Here is a 17,565-nt window from a genome sequence, read left to right on the forward strand (position 1 = left end):
GAGTAGAGTGGTCTTCACCGTCTAGCGGTAGACGTGCCGCAACCTTTTCATGCGCGTCCTTCGATCAGTCTTGCGGCGCGAGCCTCAATGCCTTTCGCATCGAGTTCATAGTGCGCGTAGAGGTGGGTCGGCGGCGCAATCAGGCTGTATTCGTCATAAATGCCATGCCGGGTCAACTTGACTGGCAGCCCCTCGCTCGACAGGACCTCGGCGACAGCGCCGCCCAATCCCCCCAGTACGTTGTGCTCCTCGACCGTCAAGATCCGCGGGCTTTGAGCAGCCGCTTCAAAAATGGCGTCGCGGTCGATCGGTTTTACCGTCGCCATATCGAGGAAGCCGACGCTGGCGCCCGCAGCCCGCAGCGCGCGGGTCGCTTCGAGAGCGGGGTGGACGGTGGAACCCGTGGCAATGATCGTGAGGTCGGTTCCCGAATAGTGGGAAATCGCCTTGCCGATCGTGAAGGGCTGGCGGTCGGCATAGACTTCGGGATCGCGCCCGCGCTGGATGCGGATATAGATCGGATGCGGGTAGTCGTTTGCGGCCTTGATGACCTCCTTGAGCTGATTGCCATCGGCCGGCGCGATCACCGTCAGATTGGCGATCGAGCGCATGATGGCGAGGTCCTCAGTCGCGTGGTGCGAGGTGCCGTAAAAGCCGAGCGAAATGCCGGCGTGGTGGCCGATGAGCCGAACCGGCAGCTTGGAATAGGCAACGTCCATCCGGATCTGCTCACAGCAGAGCAGTGCAAGGAACGATGCGAAGGTCGCGACATAGGGCTTCATGCCGACGGCAGCCATGCCGGCTGCGGCCGACACCATGTTCTGTTCGGAGATGCCGAACTGAACGAAGCGATCGGGATGGTGCGCGTGGAATTTCGCAAGCCCGTTTGAATATTGCAGGTCTGCGGTGCCCGCCACGATCGGCTCGCCTGCGGCGACGAGTTCAATGAGGGCGTCGGAGAGCGCATCGAGGCCGGGTGTCACGGCATTGAGCTGGCGGTATTGCCAGGACTTGTCGGAAAGCGGCTTGTTCATCTCAGATCTCCATCGCTTCGATTTCGGCAATTGCGCGCGCAGCATCCGAAGGGTCGAGATAGCCGAGGTGCCAGCCTGGTTCGGTTTCCATGTAGGAGACGCCCTTGCCCTTGACCGTCTCCGCAATAATCATCACGGGGCGTGTCCGCTCGCGATCGGCCTTGAGCGTGCGAAGCAAGGTTGCGACTGCCGCCACATCGTGGCCGTCAACGACATGGGTCTCCCAGCCGAAGGCCTGCCATTTCTCGACAATCGGCTCGACGCCGATGATGTCGTCGACCGATCCGTCAAGCTGGTAACCGTTGCGATCGATGATGCCGATCAGTTTTCCAAGCCCGTTGTGCGCGCCGAAGAGGGCAGCCTCCCAGACCTGACCTTCCTGTAACTCCCCATCGCCGATCATCACGTAGGTGTAGAAGTCCTTGCCCAGCATCCGGCCGGCAAGCGCCATGCCGCAACCAGCCGAAAGGGCGTGGCCGATCGAGCCCGAGCTGAAATCAATGCCGGGCACCTTCGTCATATCAGGATGATCGCCCAGCGGATTGCCGAGGCGGGTATAGCCGTCGAGCACGTCACGATCGATGAAGTCGAGGTCGGCGAGAAGGGGAAAGAGCCCGACGGCCGCGTGCCCCTTGCCCATCATGAAACGGTCGCGATCCTCCCATTTCGGTTCGCCACGTCTGAGGTCCATCGCGTCGTAATAGAGCGCCGAGAACAGCTCGGCTGCGGAAAAGACCGAGGTGTAATGGCCGACTTTCGCGATCTCGATCAGCCTGATTGTCTCGAGGCGACAGAATTTGGCGCGGTCCTTGAGGAACGCGATTTCCTCGTCAGTCGGTCTGAGGCTGTTTCGGCCCCCGGTTATTTCGATCCTGCCTGGTTGGGTCACGTGCTGTCCTCGTCCTCAAGGTGGGTCGCCCCACGGAATGCTTGATCACGAGGTCTGTTTTAGCTTTAGAAACGCGCGGCCGCCCGCACGAATAGCTGAAAACAATCTTCAACTATTCCAAAGAAATGAACGGGTTGGCTCATGTTACCTAGTGAGGGACGCAAGTGAAGGCGGCGGTTTTCTCAAGGAGGTAAACAATGAAAGACGGGATGTTTGTTTTCGACGCGGCGGTCCATACCCAGGACTTCGGCGACAACCAGATCAAGCCGGGAAGCGACGGCAGACGTGTGAAACTGCTGCGCTCGCAGATCGCCGGCTTCATCAATTTGACGGGTCGCCGAGGGCCGCCGCCGGAAACGGAAACCTTCTCCAACCCCGATCTTGAATGGGGCAACAAGATGCTCTTCGAGAACTCCGACACCGATATGGCAAGCGCCTGCTCCGTGCCGCTGTTCTCGCACTGGCGGGCCGGGCTTGGTCCGGTCGAACTCAGCGATGCCTTCGCCAAGTCGAACCCGAAACGCGTGGTACTCACCGGTGGTGTTGACCCGGCCTATCACGGGCTTGATTTTGCGCTCGAAGAGATGGAGCGCCAGGTCAGGGAACTCGGCGCCGTTAGCATGAAGTTCTATCAGTACCAGCGCCGTGGCTGTTCATGGCGCGCCGACGATCGCGACATCGCCTATCCGCTCTGGGAGAAGGCGATCGAGCTTGGCATCAAGATGGTGCAGTTCCACAAGGGTTTTCCGCTGGAACTCGGCCCGGTCGAGGCCTTCAAACCCAACGACATCCAGTATGCCGCCGCGGACTTCCCCGAGCTGAACTTCGGGATACATCACCTCGGTGATCCCTATGTCGACGAGACGATCTCGATCGCCAGCCGTTTTGACAACATCTACCTGATCCTGCCGCTCTGGTTTAACCAGTACTACCTCCAGCCCTGGAAGATGCTGGCACGCCTCGGCGAAGCCTTGCTCTATGTCGGCTCCGACCGCATCTGCTACGGCTCCGAGGCCTTCATCTGGCCGCATGTCCAGACCTACATCGATACGCTCGCCAATCTCGAAATGCCGGAGGAGCTGCAGGAGCGCTACGGCTATCCGGAGATCACCCGGGAGATGAAGGAAAATATCCTCGGCAAGGCCTTTGCCCGCGGCATGGGCATCGACATCGAGGCCAAGAAGATCGAACTGGGGCTGGTCTGATGACGGCCCGCTCTGCCATATCGACGGATGCGCTCGAAGCTGCTTTTGCGCGCATCCGCCCCCTGATCCTTGGCCATGGCGGCGATATCGAGATCGCCGACATCAGCCCGGAGGGTGTCGTCAGCATCAAGCTCGTCGGCGCTTGCAAGGCCTGCCCCAATATGGCGATGACCTATGTCGGGCCGATCCGTACCTATCTGATGGAAGTGGACGGCGTCGCGGAAGTCCGCTGCGAGCAGGTCAATGCGAGCATCAAGACGCTTGATCGATTGGCGCGTCGACTGGGGTCTAGACCACTCATAGCCTGACAAGGCGAGGATCATGAAACGACGAAGCCGCGTCCTGCAAGGGGCGCGGCTTTTTCTTTGTGTCAGGCGTCTTTGGCGTTTCGGCAGCCAGGACAAGCAAAACGGCGCGCCAGTGGCGCGCCGTGGTCTTATTCGATCTGGCTAGTCTATCAAGGGATGATGCGTTCGGCGCGCAGGCGGTCGAACACGTCGATGAAGGAGCTTTCCGTATCCTGTGTCGCGGTGAAGCCGAGCGCTCTCGCCTTGGCCATCGAGTGCACGCATTCCATCGGGCGCCCGAGGTCGAGATCGGTGTGCCAGGCAGAGGCGAGGCGATCGAGTTTGTTGGGTTGAAGGCCATGTTGGCCAACAAGCCGGTCCCAGTCACTGCCAAGATCCTTCATCTGCTCCGCAAGCGAATTGTACTGACCAGGATACTCCGCCACTGGGACATCGAAATAGTCGGCGATCGTCTTCCAAAGCTGCTCCCAACGGAAGACATCTCCGTTGACAGCGTTGAACGCTTCGTTGCGCGCATTCGGCTCCGTGCCAGCCCAGACGATTTGCTTGGCGAGGATGCGCGCATCGGTGATGTCGTTGAGGCCCCGATAGGCGGTCGGGCTTCCGGGGAAGCGGAACGGGCGGCCGGTCGCTTTGCAGATGGAGGCGTGTGTTGCCAGCGTTGCGCCGATGTTCATCAGGTTGCCGACGGCATAGCCGATGATCGTATGGGAGCGGTGAACCGACCAGCCGAAGTCGTATTCGGCGGCATAGGCCATGGCGATGTCTTCGAGCTCGTAATAGAAGTTCTTCTTCGGCAGGCGCGGTGCTGTTTCACGGAAGGGCGTGATCGGCTGGACCTTGCCATAGTCCTCGAAGGGCCCGAGATAATGCTTGGTGCCGGTGACGACCCCGACATGCTGCACGCAGCCCTTGTCCTTGAAGGCGTCGAGCACGTTCTTCAGCATGTTGCCGTTGAGGCGAATGTTCTCGTCCTCGTTCGATCCGAGCGTCCAGGAGCAGTAGAAAATGTGGGTCGGTGCCAGGTGGGAGAGGGCGGCAATCGCCTCGTCCCGCTTCAACAGGTCAACCGCGTGCGGTTTGATATAAGACGATCCAAGCGGCGGCCGGCGCGAGGCGCCGTGGATTTCCCAGCCGCCCAGGTCTCTGAGGTGCTCGGCGACATTCAGCCCGACGATACCCGTCGCACCGACGATCAATGCGCGTTTTTGATACATGGATTCCTCCCTTTGTGATGTGTGGGCGAGAGGATGACGGTTTGCCCTCTGGTCAGGTAGAGCGACTTGAGGAATAACTGAAGTGAACAAAACTCACGAAAGACGCATCGATGCAGAACCGCGCCCTCGAGATGGAAGTCTTCGTGACGATTGTCGATGCCGGCAGCTTCTCGGCGGCGGCCCGCATCTTTTCGATGTCGCCATCGGCCATCAGCAAGCTGGTCACGCGGCTTGAAAAACGCCTCGGTGTACAGCTGGTCGTGCGCTCGACCCGCAGCTTCCGGTTGACGACGGAAGGGAGCGACTTCTACAAGACCTCACGGGCGATCGTGCAGCAAATTGCCGAGGCGGAAGCAAAGATCGCCCGCAAGGCCGAGGCCATCGGCGGACTTTTGAAAGTCAGCACCAACCTGCCGTTCGGCACGCATGTGCTCTCGCCTCTCGTCGTTCGGTTTCTCGAAGAAAACCAAGGCATGCGCATTGATCTCGAATTCAGCGATGAGCCTGTCGATTTGATCGCGGAGAAGACGGATATCGCGATCCGAACGGGCCTGTTGCGTGATTCCTCGCTGCGTTCTCGTCGGCTGCTCGATTCTCCGAGGCACATCGTCGCCTCTCCGCATTATCTGGCACGGCACGGTGAGCCAGTGCGGCCCGACGAATTGCGCCAACACGCGTGCCTGACCCTCGGTGGGCGTCCACACCTCAACACCTGGCAGTTCAAAGACCCCGCAGATGGCGCGTCGGTTCACGTCGACGTCGGCGGCCGGCTGGTCGTTAACAATGGCGAATCCATGCGGCACTTTGCGCTGCAGGGCGCCGGGATCGCCCGGCTTTCCACCTTTCACATCGGCGGCGATCTTGCCGAAGGACGTCTCGTGCGACTGCTTGTGCCCTGGGATGCCGGGGAGAGCGAACCGATTTCGGCGATCTACTCGGCCCAGACGCATGTACCTCAGAGAATCCGAAGGTTCCTGGACTTCTTGGTGCGCGCGATGTGACAGAGAAATTATCAATTGATAAATTATCACTTGATCAGTTTTGGCGGTGGTGTTACCTCTTATGTCAGCTCAGGGAGAGAGCATGGGAGGTTCCCGGCCACTATTCGGGTCGGAGCCAAGTCTGATTTTCAAAAGCGTGAGGACTGACACCACTTGTGTGTCAGAACGATAGGCTATGGCAAAAGCAGCACGAAAATACCTTGATGCGGCCGATCGCGAGCAGCAGATCCTCGAATTTGCGATCGATTTCGTCGCCCAGCGAGGACTGCGGTTCACAACGCGCGAACTGGCCGATGCGCTCGGCGTTTCTCAGCCGCTGCTCTACAGGTACTTCAAGAACCGCGACGACCTGCTCCAGAAGATCTATGACGAAGTCTACCTGAAGCGTTGGGATGCGGGCTGGAACGATCTGCTCGCCGATCGTTCGCTGTCGATCCGCGAACGCCTCGTCCGTTACCTTAGGGCCTACACGGCTGCGATCCTCGATGAGCGCTGGATCCGGATCTTCATCGCGTCGGCGCTGGAAGACCCGCAGATCACCCAGAAATATCTCGGTTTGCTGCATGAGACGACCTTTCCGCTGATCTTCGCCGAAATCGCGGCTGAAGCGGGTGTCGAGGTTCCGACAGGTCCGAAGGCGGACGAACTGGTGCTTGAAATCGTCTGGGGTTTTCACTCCAGTTTCTTCTACATGGGCGTGCGGAAATACGTTTACCGCAACAATATCCCGGATGATCTCGATCCGATTATCCGCGCGCGCGTCGAAGTGTTTGTCACCGGCCTTGCCGCGAGCATGAGCGATCTCGGACAGTTCCTGCCCGAGTTGGAGGTCAGCCGATGAACAGCATCCAAGACCTCCGCGTTTTCTCGGAAATCGTCAAGTCGAACAGTTTTTCGCTTGCCGCGAACAAACTCGGTCTGTCGCCGGCAACAATGAGCGGGCGGCTCAAGGCGCTTGAATGCCATTTCGGGGTCGCCCTCCTGAAGCGAACCACGCGTTCACTTTGCCTGACAGAGGAGGGACGGTATCTGTTCGAAACGTCGCAGGCGATCCTTGAGGATTTCGAGCGGCTCGACAAGACGATGCGCGCGCGCAAGAAGAACCCGAACGGTACCGTGACGATTGCTGCGCCCTCGGAGTTCGGTCGCAAATATTTGATCCCCTTGACCAGCGAGTTCGGCACTGCGCATCCGGAAATTGGCTTCCGCCTCATCCTCGGCGACGACGATGTCAATCTGGTCGATGACGATTGCGATATCGTCATTCGTTTCGGTGCCGTGCCCGATAGCGCACTGACCACCCGCAAGCTTGGCGAGAACCCGATGGTCGTCTGCGCAGCGCCCGACTACCTGGCGCGCGTGGGGGCACCTGACGTTCCTTCCGCTCTCGTGGCTCATAACTGTCTCGTCTATCTCGACGGTAAGACTGCTGCCGACAAGTGGGGCTTCGCCGTCGACGGCGAACCGACGTTCGTTCGTGTGAGCGGCAACCGCATTGTCTCCGACAGGCAGGCCCTGATCGACCTGGCCAAGGCAGGCCAAGGGCTTATTCGCGTGTCATCCTGGGATGTCGCGCGGGAGTTGGACGAAGGGACGCTGATCGCTGTCCTCAGAGACTTCGACTGCGACCCCGAGATCATCCATCTGCTGTCCGAACCCAGACACCGTCTGCCTCTGCGGACGGCCGAGTTTATCGACTTCCTCCTGCAGCGCGTGAAGCGCCTGAGCCGTAGTGCGGAGCTCTGCAGGGCCGAATTACCAAGGCTGCGCGGCGCAGCCTGATCGCGTTCTACATCACCCTTGCTCCGACGGTGCGTCGTCCCGACCACCGAACGACGGCCCATGGAGATATTTCAATGGACTATGGTCTTGATGGCAAGCACGTGTTGGTCACCGGTGGTGCCACGGGCATCGGGCGCGCCATCGCTTCGGTCTTTCTCGGCGAAGGAGCCGATGTCACCGTGAGCGGCATCAGCGCTGCCGAGGTCGAGGATGCCACCGCCGCGCTTGGCAAGCGCAGTCGTGGAATTGCCGGCGATTTGACGGCCCAGGGCGAAGCCGAGCGGCTCTTTGCCTTTGCTACATCGCACCGGCCCGTCGACATCCTCATTAACAACATCGGCATCTTCGAAGTTCGCGATTTCTTTGAAACGACCGACGAGCACTGGTTCCGCTACTTCGATGTGAACGTCATGACCGGTGTGCGTATGTCGCGGCTGGTGTTGAAGGACATGCTGGCACGAGGCGAAGGCAGTGTCGTGTTCATCAGCAGCGAAAGTGCCGTCAAGCCGCAGCCCTGGATGGCACATTACGGTGCCATGAAGACCTGCCTGCTCGGTCTCTCGCGCTCGCTTGCCGAGTTGACGAAGGGCACTCGGGTCCGGGTCAACACGATCCTGCCGGGCCCGACCAATACCGAGGCGGTGCGCCGATACCACCAGGAAATCGCCGATGAAAAGGGCACGACCCGCGACGCCGTCGTCTCCGACTATTTCGACGAAACCGAGCCGACCTCGCTCATCCGCCGAATGATCGAACCCGAAGAGGTAGCGCGCAGCGTCGTGCATCTCGCAGCAAGCCCACACCTCAATGGCATGGCCATGCGTGCAGAGGGCGGCACGATCCGCGCCATTCTGTGAGCCTTATTCAAGGGGGCTGAAGAGTGAATTCAATGCAACGTCCTCAATCGCAAGAGCCAACCAGTTTATCAATGAAATCAGCATGTTTCGGGAGGCGAATGTGAACAGATTTAATCTTGGCGGCAAGCGGGCATTCGTCACCGGTGCCGGCAGTGGCCTCGGGCAGGCAATTGCCATCGCGCTTGCCGAGGCGGGTGCCGATGTCGCCTGCTTCGACCTCCCGGGTGCTACCGGCCAGGGCGAGACATTGGCAGCCATCTCCGCCGCCGGCCGGAATGGACTCGCCCTCGACGGCGACGTCACCGATCGCAACTCGATCGAATCCGCATTCGACCGTGTCGAACGGGATTTCGGTGAGATCGACATCGCGGTCAACAGCGCCGGGATCGCCAATGTCGGTGCGGCCGAAACGATGCCGCAATCCCAGTTCCTGAGGATGATGGACATCAATCTCAACGGGCTCTTCTGGTCCTGTCAGGTCGAGGGCCGCCGCATGCTGGAACGTGGCCGCGGCTCCATTCTCAACATGGCGTCGATCTGCGGCTCGACCGCCATACCCGGCCTTGAGCAGGCGCACTACGACGCAACGAAAGCAGCCGTGATCCGCCTGACCAAGAGCCTTGCGGGCGAATGGGCCGGGCGGGGCGTACGCGTCAACTGCCTGAGCCCGGGCTTCATGGCGACACCCATGAACAGCCGGCCCGAAGTGGCCGAGAACGTCCGCAAATTCGCTGAGATGACGCCGATGAAACGCATGGGGCAGCCGGACGAAGTGGGTGGCCCAGCGGTGTTTCTCGCGAGCGAGGCTGCGAGTTACTGCACCGGCGTCGATCTGAATGTCGACGGCGGCTTTCTATCAATCTGACGACAGAGTGGGAGGAGAAATCATGTCGAAAGTTCTGAAATTCACCAGCGTTGCGATCGTCGCCCTGTGGGCCGCGTCACCGGCCTTCGCCAAGCCCGTCAAGATCGGCTGGGTCCAGGGCAACGCCGCCTTCCAGGCCGAACAGCGCACGCAGGACGGCTTCAAGAAGTACCTGACCGACAACAACATTGACGATTGGGAAGTGACCTATCTCGACTCCGCGGGGTCTGCCGAGAAGGTCGCCAACAACATCGAGGATGCCGTCAACCGCGGTGTCGACGTCATCTATGTGACCTACGCGGACCTGCGTGCGTCGAGCAACGCGCTCAAAGGCGCGGAATCGGCGCATATTCCTGTTTATACGGTCGACTCCGGCTGGATCCCCGGCTCGACTGCGGACATTACCACGAACAACTGGCAGATGTCTGCTGAAGTGTCGTTGAGCCTGATCAGCCAAATGAAGGGCAAGGGCAATCTCATCATCATCACCACCGACAAGATCAAGCCGGTGCGTGAGCGCACCGATACCCTTCGGGCGATCCTGAAAGAGTATCCCGACATCAAGGTCATCGGCGAATACAATTTCGATGTCGCCAATTTCTACCAGGAAACGCTGAACGCCGTGCAGGACTTCGCCACGCGTTACGGCGAAGAGATTACCGCTGTCTGGACCCCCTGGGACGAGCCGGCACAGGCAGCGATCACCGCGCTTCAGGGCGCCGGGTTGAACGTGCCGGTCTCGGGCATGGACGGGCACCCGGAGGCGATCAAGGCGATCTGCGAGCCGAACTCGATGTTCGTTGCGACCGGGCGGCAGCAGTTCGAGGAGTGGGGCGTCAATCTTGCGACCTATGCCAAGCGCGTCATGGTGGATGGTGACCATCCAAAGGAAGTCACGAACGGCAAGGACATCGTCTACTACGGTGCGACGCTCTTCACCAAGGACAACTGCAAGTGAACCGGCCGGGCGGGCGGTGCGACCGCCCGCCCATTTCGGAGGTGCGACATGTCGATTGTTCTTGAGAATATCACCAAGCAATGGCCAGGCACGCTCGCGCTCGACGGCGTGTCCATCGAGATCGTCGAGGGCCGCGTGCACGGCATCGTCGGCGAAAACGGCGCCGGCAAGACGACGCTTGTCAGCATTCTGAGCGGTGCCGTCCAGCCGACGGCCGGAACGCTGAGCATGGCTGGGCAGCCGGTCGCTTTCGAAAACCCGGCGGCGGCCGTTACAAACGGCGTTTCGCTCGTTTCGCAGGAAGGCAGCCTTGTGCCACACCTGACCGGCGCCGAGAATATCTGTCTCGGCTTCGAGCCGGTCAAAAGCCGCTTTTTCATCAACCGGCGCGAAGTTCAGCGGCAGGCGGAAGAGCTGGCGAAACAGTGGTTCCCGGAAACGGCGATAGCACTCAATCGCAAGGTTGATGAACTTCCCTATGCCGACCAGAAGGTCATCGAAATCCTGCGCGCGCTGCACTCGCGCCCAAAGGTCCTGATCCTCGACGAGCCAACGGCAACGTTGCCGGCCAAGGAAAAACAGAGCCTCTGGACGCTGATCCGCCAGCTGTCCGATGCCGGCATGGCGGTGGTTCTCATCAGTCATTTCTTGCAGGAGGTGGTCGATCTTTGCGACGAGATCACCGTACTGCAGGACGGCCGCAAGGTGAGCCACCTCACCAATGCGGGGCAAGAGGTGACCGAACGCCAGCTGATCGACCTCATGCTCAATCGCGGGCAGACCGGCAATCAACATCGTCTGTTCGACAGCGCTCTTACGGAGCGTACCCTTGCTGACGACGCGGAGATCGTCGTCGAAATCAAGGGCTGGCAGGGTGCGCGCTTCCTTATGGATGGCCTGGAGGTTCGCAGCGGCGAGATCGTCGGGCTGATCGGACTGACCGGTTCTGGGCACTTCGAATTCGCCCAGTCGCTGTTTGAACCACGCCTTGCAACGGCGGGGGAGTACCGCTTCAAGAGCAAGGATGTCGGGCGCGCCAGCGTGCGCGACATGAAACGGCGCGGTGCTGCGCTCATCCCCGATCACCGGATGATCAACGCCATGATCGGCGACTGGACCGTCCGGGAGAACATGTCGATGGCTGGCATCCAGGAGACCAGCCTCAAGCCGCTAGGGGTGGTTCAGAACGGGCGTGAGCGGGCCGAGACGCACCGCTTGATCAAGCGGCTGAACATCAAGACGTCGAGTACGGAAACGAAGATCGTCGAGCTTAGCGGTGGCAACAAGCAGAAAGTTTCGGTTGCCAAATGGCAGTTCGCTTCCGAGGGCAGGTACAAGCTCTTCGTCTTTCTCGAACCCACGGAGGGCGTGGATGTCGGCGCAAAACGCGAGATCCATGACCTCATCATCTCGCTCGCCGAACGCGGAGCGGCGGTCATCGTCGCCTCGAGCGATCTCCTCGAAATCGCTCATGTGGCCGACCGGGTCGTGGCGTTCAGGAATGGTCGGGATGCCGACCAGATCGCTCGCCGCGACTTCAGCGAGGCTGTCTTCATCAATGCAATTGCGGGGGTAACCCAATGACCATGACAACAACTATTGCCCAGGAAAAAGCGTCCCGCCCGATGCGCATTGGCACACTGGTCCAGAAATACAGCACGCTCGCCGTTCTGATAGTCCTTTTCCTGGCTTTCGCGATCGGCACGGACCGGTTCTTCACCGGCACCAATCTCGTCAACATTCTCCAGCAGATCTCGATGCTGACGATCGTCGCCGTGGGCCTGACCTTCGGGTTCGCAGCCAAAGAAATGGATCTTTCCGTCGGTTATGTCGTCGGCCTTGCCGGCTTGCTGGCGCCGCTGCTGATGGTGGCCGGTGTGCCGATCCCCCTGTCGATCGTCGGAGCACTCGGTGCCGGTCTTGCCGTCGGCCTTATCAATTCGGCGCTCGTCGTCGGTGTCGGTGTTCCGTCGCTGATTGCAACACTGGCGGCTGGCTCCATTCTGTGGGGCATCAACTTCATGATCTCCGGCGGCCGCGCCATCTATGGTGGTATTCCCGCCGAATACTTGGCTATGGGCCAAGGCAAGGTCGCCGGTGTCCTGCCCTATCCGGCGCTGATCATGTTGGTCGTCGTTGCCAGTTCGTGGTTCTTGATGGAGCGAACGACCTTCGGTCGTTACCTCTATGCCGTCGGCGGCAATGCACGCGCCGCCGAGCTTTCGGGCATCAAGGTACGTTCCTACCGGGTCTATGGGTTGGCACTAAGCTCGCTCTTTGCCGCAATCTCCGGGATTATCCTTTCGGCCCGGCTTGGTTCCGGCCAGCCGAACGGTGGCGAAACCTATCTACTGGACGGTCTTGCCGCTGTATTCATCGGCATGACGATGCTTCGCCCCGGCACGGCGACTGTCATGGGAACGTTCTTCGGGGCGCTGCTGATCGGCATCATGAACAATGGCCTGAACCTGGTGGGCATGGACACCTACGTGCAGAGTATCGTCAAGGGCATCATCATCGTCATCGCCGTGTCGGTGGTCTCGCGTACGACGAAGCTGAAGCTTCTTTGACAGAACAGCGGTGGTGAATGCCGAAGAAACCTTGACGCGCTCCTCGGTCGCCGTGGCATCCTTGCTGCGGCCAACAAGGAGCGTGTGGAGGAGACTGCAGCCATGAATCTGAATCTTAAAGACAAGGTCGTCATCGTCACCGGCGCAAGTTCCGGCATCGGGCTGGAGACGGCAAAGCTGTTCCTGGCCGAGGGTGCCTGCGTCCTGGGCGTCAGCCGGGACATGACACCGGCGAAAGACCTCGCCACGTCTGACCGCTGGCAGACGTGCGAGGTCGATCTTGGGGACAAGGGGGCAGGGGAAGCGGCCGCGGACACCGCGCACAAAGCCTTCGGTCGTATCGACGTGCTTTTCAACAATGCAGGCATCTGTCCGACGCGCGGCGGTTTTCTCGACGTTTCGGACGAGGATTGGGCGCAGACGCTCAATGTCAATCTCATGGGCTATGTCCGTATGGCGCGAGCTGTAATTCCCACCATGCTCGCGCAGAAGAGGGGCGTGCTTATCCATTGTGGTTCGGAGGCCGGGCGCATGCCGCATCCGCTGTTGCCAGACTACAGCACCTCCAAAGCGGCAATCGCGCTTCTGTCCAAAGCGCTTGCACGTGAGTTCACGTCCAAGGGCATTCGCTCGAATGTGGTTGCGCCCGCCCACATACGAACTGAGCTGTGGGACCGTCCGGGCGGGTTCCTTCACGCGCTTGCGGAGCGCTACGGTACCACGATCGACGGCGCGGTGGACGCGTTCCTTGCTGAATCAAGACTGCCCGCGGGGCGGCTTGGCACCGCCCGGGACGTGGCCATGGCGGTTCTTTACCTGGCCTCGGACCTCTCCGAGTTCATTAGTGGCGACGTGATCAATATCGATGGTGGGGTCATACCCACCACGTGACGGAGAAACCGGGATGATACCGATGATTGAGAGCAGCGTTGGAATGTCGAAGGCTTTTCGCGATGAGATTGCGAATGCGGACGAGCGGGTCGGACAGGTTCTCGTGTCCGAAACTGACTTCGTGCGTGTCTGGCACATCTGCCTCGCCCCCGGTGAACGTCTCGGTTTCCACCGACATCAGCTGGATTACTGCTGGATTGCGCTGACGTCAGGACGGTCCCGCTCCACATATTCAGATGGGAAGGCTGTCGTTACCGACTACAACGCCGGCGACTGCAAGGTCTTCGCCTTTGCTGCCGACGAGACGATGGTTCACGATCTGACCAACATCGGCGGGACGCATCTCGCTTTCACAACTATAGAATTCAAGGGCGCGCTCGCGCGAGAGCGCGACAGGGTTGAACCACCAAAAAACGCTGTCCGCGATCTCAATGACTCCATGTGACGCAAGGCGGACGCTTTGCTATGGAATGTTCCTTCTGTGCGTCCAAGGTCGCATAATGTATCGACAGGAACGCTTTAGCCGCTTGCTCCCTCGCTCAGTATTTCCATGTACGCGCGATAGACGAAGACTCGGCCACGCCGTCGACCTGTTGCTTCTTCGACGATCCCAAGTTTCTGGAGTTGGTCTAGAGCTGCGTTGACGGTGGGCATGGTTAGTCCGCTCCGTTTCATCGCCGTGGGGGCGGTCAGATAAGGGCTGGTGCGCATGGCTTCGTGGATCTGGAGGACTGACCCCGTACGCTCAGACTCCCTTACGATGCGTTCGCGGTCGCCGTCGAACAGTCGTGCAATTTGATTGGCAGTCTCAAAAGCTTGTTCCGCTGTTTCGGCGATTCCATGTCGGCGGTAATTCGCTTGTTGGAAAGCGGATGGTCAAGAAGCAGCAGACGCGATGGTCGCTCCACGGCGCTCACATGCTCACGCAGGTCCGGACGACCGCGTTGAACGGCGGACTTCGCGATCGCTTCAGGGCACCATTCCGACAGCCAGACCCGAACGTGCCTTCGATATTCAAACCCAAGCCACCCCCTTTGCGCCGCCGGACCCTCGAGAAGTTACCGGTCTCCAAAGGGGCAATCTCAATTAACTGCCAACTCTTAAATTTAGTGCCAGGCTATCTTGTTGAAACTATTGCTGTCGGAGTCTTGCGGTTAAATGCAAAACGACATGGGCGCTTTGTAGCCGCTATAGGCATTGATCCCTTCGGTCGCACCAAGGTCGCCGGAGCGGATCTGCGGCATCTTCGGCAGTAGATCGGTGATTATCTTGGCCACGCTGCTCTTACCCATCCTTGCAAGCGGTCTGGCGATCCGTTCCTCGGCGACGTAGTGAGCGGGCAGGGCTTTTGCTGTCATTTGGACGGCGCAACATCGGCCCCGTGCGCAGTCATGACCCGGAGGTAGTCTTTTCCAAGAGCCCCGTCGTTGTAGTCGCACCAGTCTTGATATTGGACCATACTGACCATCCCTGCGCGAAGAGTTCGCGACGCGTTCTAAGAAGGTGGCGGTTCCAGCGGCTCGAAACTGGTGGTCGAGCATCTGAACCAAACGGTTCCGCACAATCAAGCAGCTCTCAAAAGTTTGCTGCCGTCAGCAGGCGGAAATGTCGCTTCATCGGAAACGCAACAGGCCCGTTATCAGAAAAACGCGCATGACGTGTAGACCCTCCAATCCCATTGCAAGGTCGAGATGCGGTCCGCGAGCCGGCGGTGGAGCTCGTAGCGTAGAAATAATCAGCGGTAAAAGGCGCCATGCAGCTGTTGATGTCGGGTTGGAAAGCCGGCAAGCGTTCACTGCGACCAGAGAGTCACGTTGAAATTGCGGCCACTGCTCATGGATATATGATCAAGAATGGGAATATTGATTATCTTTATATGTTCTATTAAGCTGACCATGATCATTTATTTGTGATAATTTTCTTCTTTATGGACATAAATATATGAACAGAAAGCAAGCCGCGCTCGCGCGAAAACAGTTGGAAAGACGTCTCGCGCCCGTGCGAGAACTCAAAATCATCTCGCCGCCTCGCGGTTGGATGAAGGCCATCCGGGAAGCTCTTGGTATGACCACCCGACAACTTGCCCACCGCATGGGAGCGGCTCCGTCTCGCATACCGGCCATCGAGAAGGCCGAGGTTTCCGGAGCGACAACAATCAAGACCCTTCGTGAGGCCGCTGCGGCAATGAACTGCACGTTCGTCTACGCTTTCGTGCCGATAAAACCGCTCGACGATATCCTTTACGAGCGTGCCGCCGAAAAGGTGGGCGAGGATATGACGAGGCTCGACCACACCATGCGGCTGGAGAATCAGGCGCTGCTTAAGTCGGACCTGGAGGCAGAACGTCGGCGGCTCGTGGAATCCCTGCTTACCGACGCTGCACGGCGCCTTTGGGATGAGGATTGAGATCCATGGCTGAAGATCCTCTATTCGAGCACGACGACGAGGCAAACACCCCTCTACCCCCTGAGGAGCGGGAGCGGCTCATCCCTTCCTACATCACCTTGCGGCACGAGTTGAATGAGGCCGAGCAAGTCAATATCGGCGAGGGCCTGCGGTGGGCAACGTCGCGAAAAAGGGACGTGCTCGACCAGGCTTTTCTTTGTGAGCTGCATCGCCGCATGTTTGGGGACGTTTGGGACTGGGCTGGGGACTACAGAACCGCGCCTCGCAATATCGGTATCGATGCCTATCGCATCTCAGTGGCAGTCAGGCAGGTGGTCGACGACGTACGCTACTGGGTCGAACACGAAACTTTTCCGCCCGACGAGATCGCCGTGCGGTTCAGTCATATGCTCGTGGCCATTCATCCCTTTCCGAACGGGAACGGCAGATTTTCCCGGCTGGCTGGTGATCTGCTGGCACGTCGGCTTGGCCGGCCGCCCTTTACCTGGGGCAGAGCTGATCTGGTGGATGCGGGCGAGACCCGCGCTCGTTATGTTGCGGCCCTTCGGGCGGCTGATAACCACGACATAGGACCGTTGCTGGCGTTCGCCCGCTCTTGAGGTTCGAACGGGGAGTTAGCCAACCGAACTGAACCGAGGAAGACGATATGAAGACATTCACGCAGTCGCAGTGTCGGGCGAAATGAAAAACTGATCCCCTGGAGGTGCGGACGAATTCTTGGACTAACAGGAGATAGTTCATGTATTCGTACGAAGACCGCATGAGAGCCGTGCAGCTCTACATCAAGCTTGGCAGACGCGTGAAGTCCATCGCGGACGCGCTGGGGATACACAAGACGGGCTGACAGATCAGAGATCGCGCACCTTGCCCGGCACGGAAGCGCCTGCCGTGGACAACATCGTGTCCAATACCAAACAACGAGGAAAGCCCTCTTCGGCTTTCGAGCCATCGATCAGAAATTTGCCTGAGGCGGGCGGGAGAACGCATCCCGTCCTACCCGCTTATGGGGCGTGAGCCGTCTGTGATTGCCCTGCCAGATGGAATCGAAACCCCGGAGCGTCAGCTTCGAGTGCTGCTCAAGCAGGTTGTGCCGCATGGCTCGGGCAATAGCGCGCGAAAGCGTTCTGTCATACGTTCGCTCGCCCGGTCCGGCCGGCACGCCGAGCCTCGAACTGTAGAGCGCGTCGTCAGCTTATGGGCAATGCGCTCGCCTTCATCGAATGCAGCAAGCTGGCATGCCGTCGAGTTTGCGTGCGGGGTTATACCGATGGATGCCGCCATTGCTCTTGGCACCGCCATGGCGACCGTTGCGCTGTCCGACAGAATGGCGACACCTTCGCCGATTACCTGCATGACTGCATTATGTCCGACATTCCGACCACGAGGCGCTGATCATCGAGGACGATCTGGGCAGCGAGTTTCGCTATCGGGGCGGTCCGATTCCACCGCTGAAAGCGCTCGATCAGGCCAGCCAGGTCATCTATATCGGCGCCTTCAGCATGACGCTGCTGCAATCCCTGCGCGTCGGGTACATGATCATGCCGAGGGCGCTAGCGGAAAGGTGCCGCCGGCTGATTCAGGT

18 protein-coding genes and 1 pseudogene are annotated in these 17,565 nt (G+C 59.6%); 14 read left to right on the forward strand and 5 right to left on the reverse strand.

What is annotated here, in order from left to right; genetic code table 11:
- Positions 1-47: 47 nt before the first annotated feature.
- Positions 48-1,034: a transketolase family protein gene (locus tag IB279_RS25820; protein WP_113188130.1), complete on the reverse strand. Its 987-nt coding sequence runs from the start codon at positions 1,032-1,034 to the stop codon at positions 48-50.
- 1 nt (position 1,035) lies between these two features.
- Positions 1,036-1,923 (reverse strand): transketolase, encoded by an 888-nt coding sequence (locus tag IB279_RS25825; RefSeq protein ID WP_090297713.1) that lies wholly within the window; start codon positions 1,921-1,923, stop codon positions 1,036-1,038.
- A gap of 197 nt (positions 1,924-2,120) precedes the next feature.
- Between IB279_RS25825 and IB279_RS25830 the strand changes: the two genes are divergently transcribed.
- Together IB279_RS25830 and IB279_RS25835 are read left to right on the forward strand one after the other, a co-directional pair.
- Positions 2,121-3,128, forward strand: coding sequence for an amidohydrolase family protein (locus tag IB279_RS25830; protein WP_060605037.1), 1,008 nt, complete (start codon positions 2,121-2,123; stop codon positions 3,126-3,128).
- On the forward strand, positions 3,128-3,436 hold the full coding sequence (locus IB279_RS25835) for a NifU family protein (protein WP_113188128.1): 309 nt from the start codon (positions 3,128-3,130) through the stop codon (positions 3,434-3,436). The genes IB279_RS25830 and IB279_RS25835 overlap by 1 nt, the downstream gene beginning before the upstream one ends.
- Positions 3,437-3,585: 149 nt before the next feature.
- Here IB279_RS25835 and IB279_RS25840 read toward each other — a convergent pair whose 3' ends face one another.
- Complete coding sequence (locus tag IB279_RS25840; protein WP_113188126.1) at positions 3,586-4,653, reverse strand: SDR family oxidoreductase; 1,068 nt, start codon at positions 4,651-4,653, stop codon at positions 3,586-3,588.
- Between the two features lie 110 nt (positions 4,654-4,763).
- Between IB279_RS25840 and IB279_RS25845 the strand changes: the two genes are divergently transcribed.
- The 10 genes from IB279_RS25845 to IB279_RS25890 all read left to right on the forward strand — a co-directional run bounded on the left by IB279_RS25845 (position 4,764) and on the right by IB279_RS25890 (position 14,022).
- Positions 4,764-5,654, forward strand: coding sequence for a LysR family transcriptional regulator (locus IB279_RS25845; protein WP_113188124.1), 891 nt, complete (start codon positions 4,764-4,766; stop codon positions 5,652-5,654).
- Between the two features lie 175 nt (positions 5,655-5,829).
- On the forward strand, positions 5,830-6,495 hold the full coding sequence (locus IB279_RS25850) for a TetR/AcrR family transcriptional regulator (protein ID WP_060529984.1): 666 nt from the start codon (positions 5,830-5,832) through the stop codon (positions 6,493-6,495).
- Positions 6,492-7,436, forward strand: a complete 945-nt coding sequence (locus tag IB279_RS25855; RefSeq protein WP_113188122.1) for a LysR family transcriptional regulator — start codon at positions 6,492-6,494, stop codon at positions 7,434-7,436. The genes IB279_RS25850 and IB279_RS25855 overlap by 4 nt, the downstream gene beginning before the upstream one ends.
- Positions 7,437-7,510: 74 nt before the next feature.
- On the forward strand, positions 7,511-8,293 hold the full coding sequence (locus IB279_RS25860; protein ID WP_113188120.1) for an SDR family NAD(P)-dependent oxidoreductase: 783 nt from the start codon (positions 7,511-7,513) through the stop codon (positions 8,291-8,293).
- An 82-nt stretch (positions 8,294-8,375) separates the two neighbouring features.
- Positions 8,376-9,158, forward strand: coding sequence for an SDR family oxidoreductase (locus IB279_RS25865; RefSeq protein ID WP_210338710.1), 783 nt, complete (start codon positions 8,376-8,378; stop codon positions 9,156-9,158).
- A 22-nt stretch (positions 9,159-9,180) separates the two neighbouring features.
- Complete coding sequence (locus IB279_RS25870; RefSeq protein WP_162741203.1) at positions 9,181-10,116, forward strand: substrate-binding domain-containing protein; 936 nt, start codon at positions 9,181-9,183, stop codon at positions 10,114-10,116.
- Positions 10,117-10,164: 48 nt separating this feature from the next.
- On the forward strand, positions 10,165-11,700 hold the full coding sequence (locus IB279_RS25875; protein ID WP_113188116.1) for a sugar ABC transporter ATP-binding protein: 1,536 nt from the start codon (positions 10,165-10,167) through the stop codon (positions 11,698-11,700).
- On the forward strand, positions 11,697-12,686 hold the full coding sequence (locus tag IB279_RS25880) for an ABC transporter permease (protein ID WP_113188114.1): 990 nt from the start codon (positions 11,697-11,699) through the stop codon (positions 12,684-12,686). The genes IB279_RS25875 and IB279_RS25880 overlap by 4 nt, the downstream gene beginning before the upstream one ends.
- A 102-nt stretch (positions 12,687-12,788) precedes the next feature.
- The gene (locus IB279_RS25885; protein WP_113188200.1) at positions 12,789-13,577 is read left to right on the forward strand and encodes an SDR family NAD(P)-dependent oxidoreductase; all 789 of its coding nucleotides are present in this window, start codon (positions 12,789-12,791) and stop codon (positions 13,575-13,577) included.
- Positions 13,578-13,599: 22 nt separating this feature from the next.
- A complete protein-coding gene (locus IB279_RS25890) occupies positions 13,600-14,022 on the forward strand; it encodes a hypothetical protein (protein WP_177235763.1) in 423 nt (140 codons plus the stop codon).
- 74 nt (positions 14,023-14,096) lie between these two features.
- On the opposite strand, the pseudogene IB279_RS37990 reads toward IB279_RS25890, so the two are convergent.
- Both IB279_RS37990 and IB279_RS25895 read right to left on the reverse strand, forming a co-directional pair.
- Positions 14,097-14,417: pseudogene (locus IB279_RS37990) on the reverse strand (Fic family protein); the annotation flags it as partial.
- A 314-nt stretch (positions 14,418-14,731) separates the two neighbouring features.
- Positions 14,732-14,935: a hypothetical protein gene (locus IB279_RS25895; RefSeq protein WP_176960320.1), complete on the reverse strand. Its 204-nt coding sequence runs from the start codon at positions 14,933-14,935 to the stop codon at positions 14,732-14,734.
- Positions 14,936-15,518: 583 nt separating this feature from the next.
- Here IB279_RS25895 and IB279_RS25900 point away from each other — a divergent pair.
- Together IB279_RS25900 and IB279_RS25905 are read left to right on the forward strand one after the other, a co-directional pair.
- Positions 15,519-15,983 carry a mobile mystery protein A gene (locus IB279_RS25900; protein WP_034798540.1) on the forward strand — a complete coding sequence of 155 codons (465 nt, stop codon included), beginning with the start codon at positions 15,519-15,521 and terminating at the stop codon, positions 15,981-15,983.
- 5 nt (positions 15,984-15,988) lie between these two features.
- Entirely contained in the window at positions 15,989-16,582 is a 594-nt protein-coding gene (locus IB279_RS25905) for a mobile mystery protein B (RefSeq protein ID WP_192339963.1), read from the forward strand.
- The last annotated feature ends 983 nt before the right edge of the window (positions 16,583-17,565 follow it).

The sequence above is a fragment of the Ensifer sp. ENS06 genome (assembly GCF_014852205.1).
In the GTDB taxonomy this organism is placed as follows: Bacteria; Pseudomonadota; Alphaproteobacteria; order Rhizobiales; family Rhizobiaceae; genus Ensifer; species Ensifer adhaerens.

Coding starts and splice junctions, on each gene's coding strand:
- IB279_RS25835 (WP_113188128.1), top strand. CDS start 3,128: ATGACGGCCCGCTCTGCCATATCGACGGATGCGCTCGAAGCTGCTTTT.
- IB279_RS25880 (WP_113188114.1), top strand. CDS start 11,697: ATGACCATGACAACAACTATTGCCCAGGAAAAAGCGTCCCGCCCGATG.
- IB279_RS25855 (WP_113188122.1), top strand. CDS start 6,492: ATGAACAGCATCCAAGACCTCCGCGTTTTCTCGGAAATCGTCAAGTCG.
- IB279_RS25860 (WP_113188120.1), top strand. CDS start 7,511: ATGGACTATGGTCTTGATGGCAAGCACGTGTTGGTCACCGGTGGTGCC.
- IB279_RS25865 (WP_210338710.1), top strand. CDS start 8,376: ATGTTTCGGGAGGCGAATGTGAACAGATTTAATCTTGGCGGCAAGCGG.
- IB279_RS25850 (WP_060529984.1), top strand. CDS start 5,830: ATGGCAAAAGCAGCACGAAAATACCTTGATGCGGCCGATCGCGAGCAG.
- IB279_RS25890 (WP_177235763.1), top strand. CDS start 13,600: ATGATTGAGAGCAGCGTTGGAATGTCGAAGGCTTTTCGCGATGAGATT.
- IB279_RS25900 (WP_034798540.1), top strand. CDS start 15,519: ATGAACAGAAAGCAAGCCGCGCTCGCGCGAAAACAGTTGGAAAGACGT.
- IB279_RS25820 (WP_113188130.1), bottom strand. CDS start 1,034: ATGAACAAGCCGCTTTCCGACAAGTCCTGGCAATACCGCCAGCTCAAT.
- IB279_RS25870 (WP_162741203.1), top strand. CDS start 9,181: ATGTCGAAAGTTCTGAAATTCACCAGCGTTGCGATCGTCGCCCTGTGG.
- IB279_RS25840 (WP_113188126.1), bottom strand. CDS start 4,653: ATGTATCAAAAACGCGCATTGATCGTCGGTGCGACGGGTATCGTCGGG.
- IB279_RS25905 (WP_192339963.1), top strand. CDS start 15,989: ATGGCTGAAGATCCTCTATTCGAGCACGACGACGAGGCAAACACCCCT.
- IB279_RS25845 (WP_113188124.1), top strand. CDS start 4,764: ATGCAGAACCGCGCCCTCGAGATGGAAGTCTTCGTGACGATTGTCGAT.
- IB279_RS25830 (WP_060605037.1), top strand. CDS start 2,121: ATGAAAGACGGGATGTTTGTTTTCGACGCGGCGGTCCATACCCAGGAC.
- IB279_RS25895 (WP_176960320.1), bottom strand. CDS start 14,935: ATGACAGCAAAAGCCCTGCCCGCTCACTACGTCGCCGAGGAACGGATC.
- IB279_RS25875 (WP_113188116.1), top strand. CDS start 10,165: ATGTCGATTGTTCTTGAGAATATCACCAAGCAATGGCCAGGCACGCTC.
- IB279_RS25885 (WP_113188200.1), top strand. CDS start 12,789: ATGAATCTGAATCTTAAAGACAAGGTCGTCATCGTCACCGGCGCAAGT.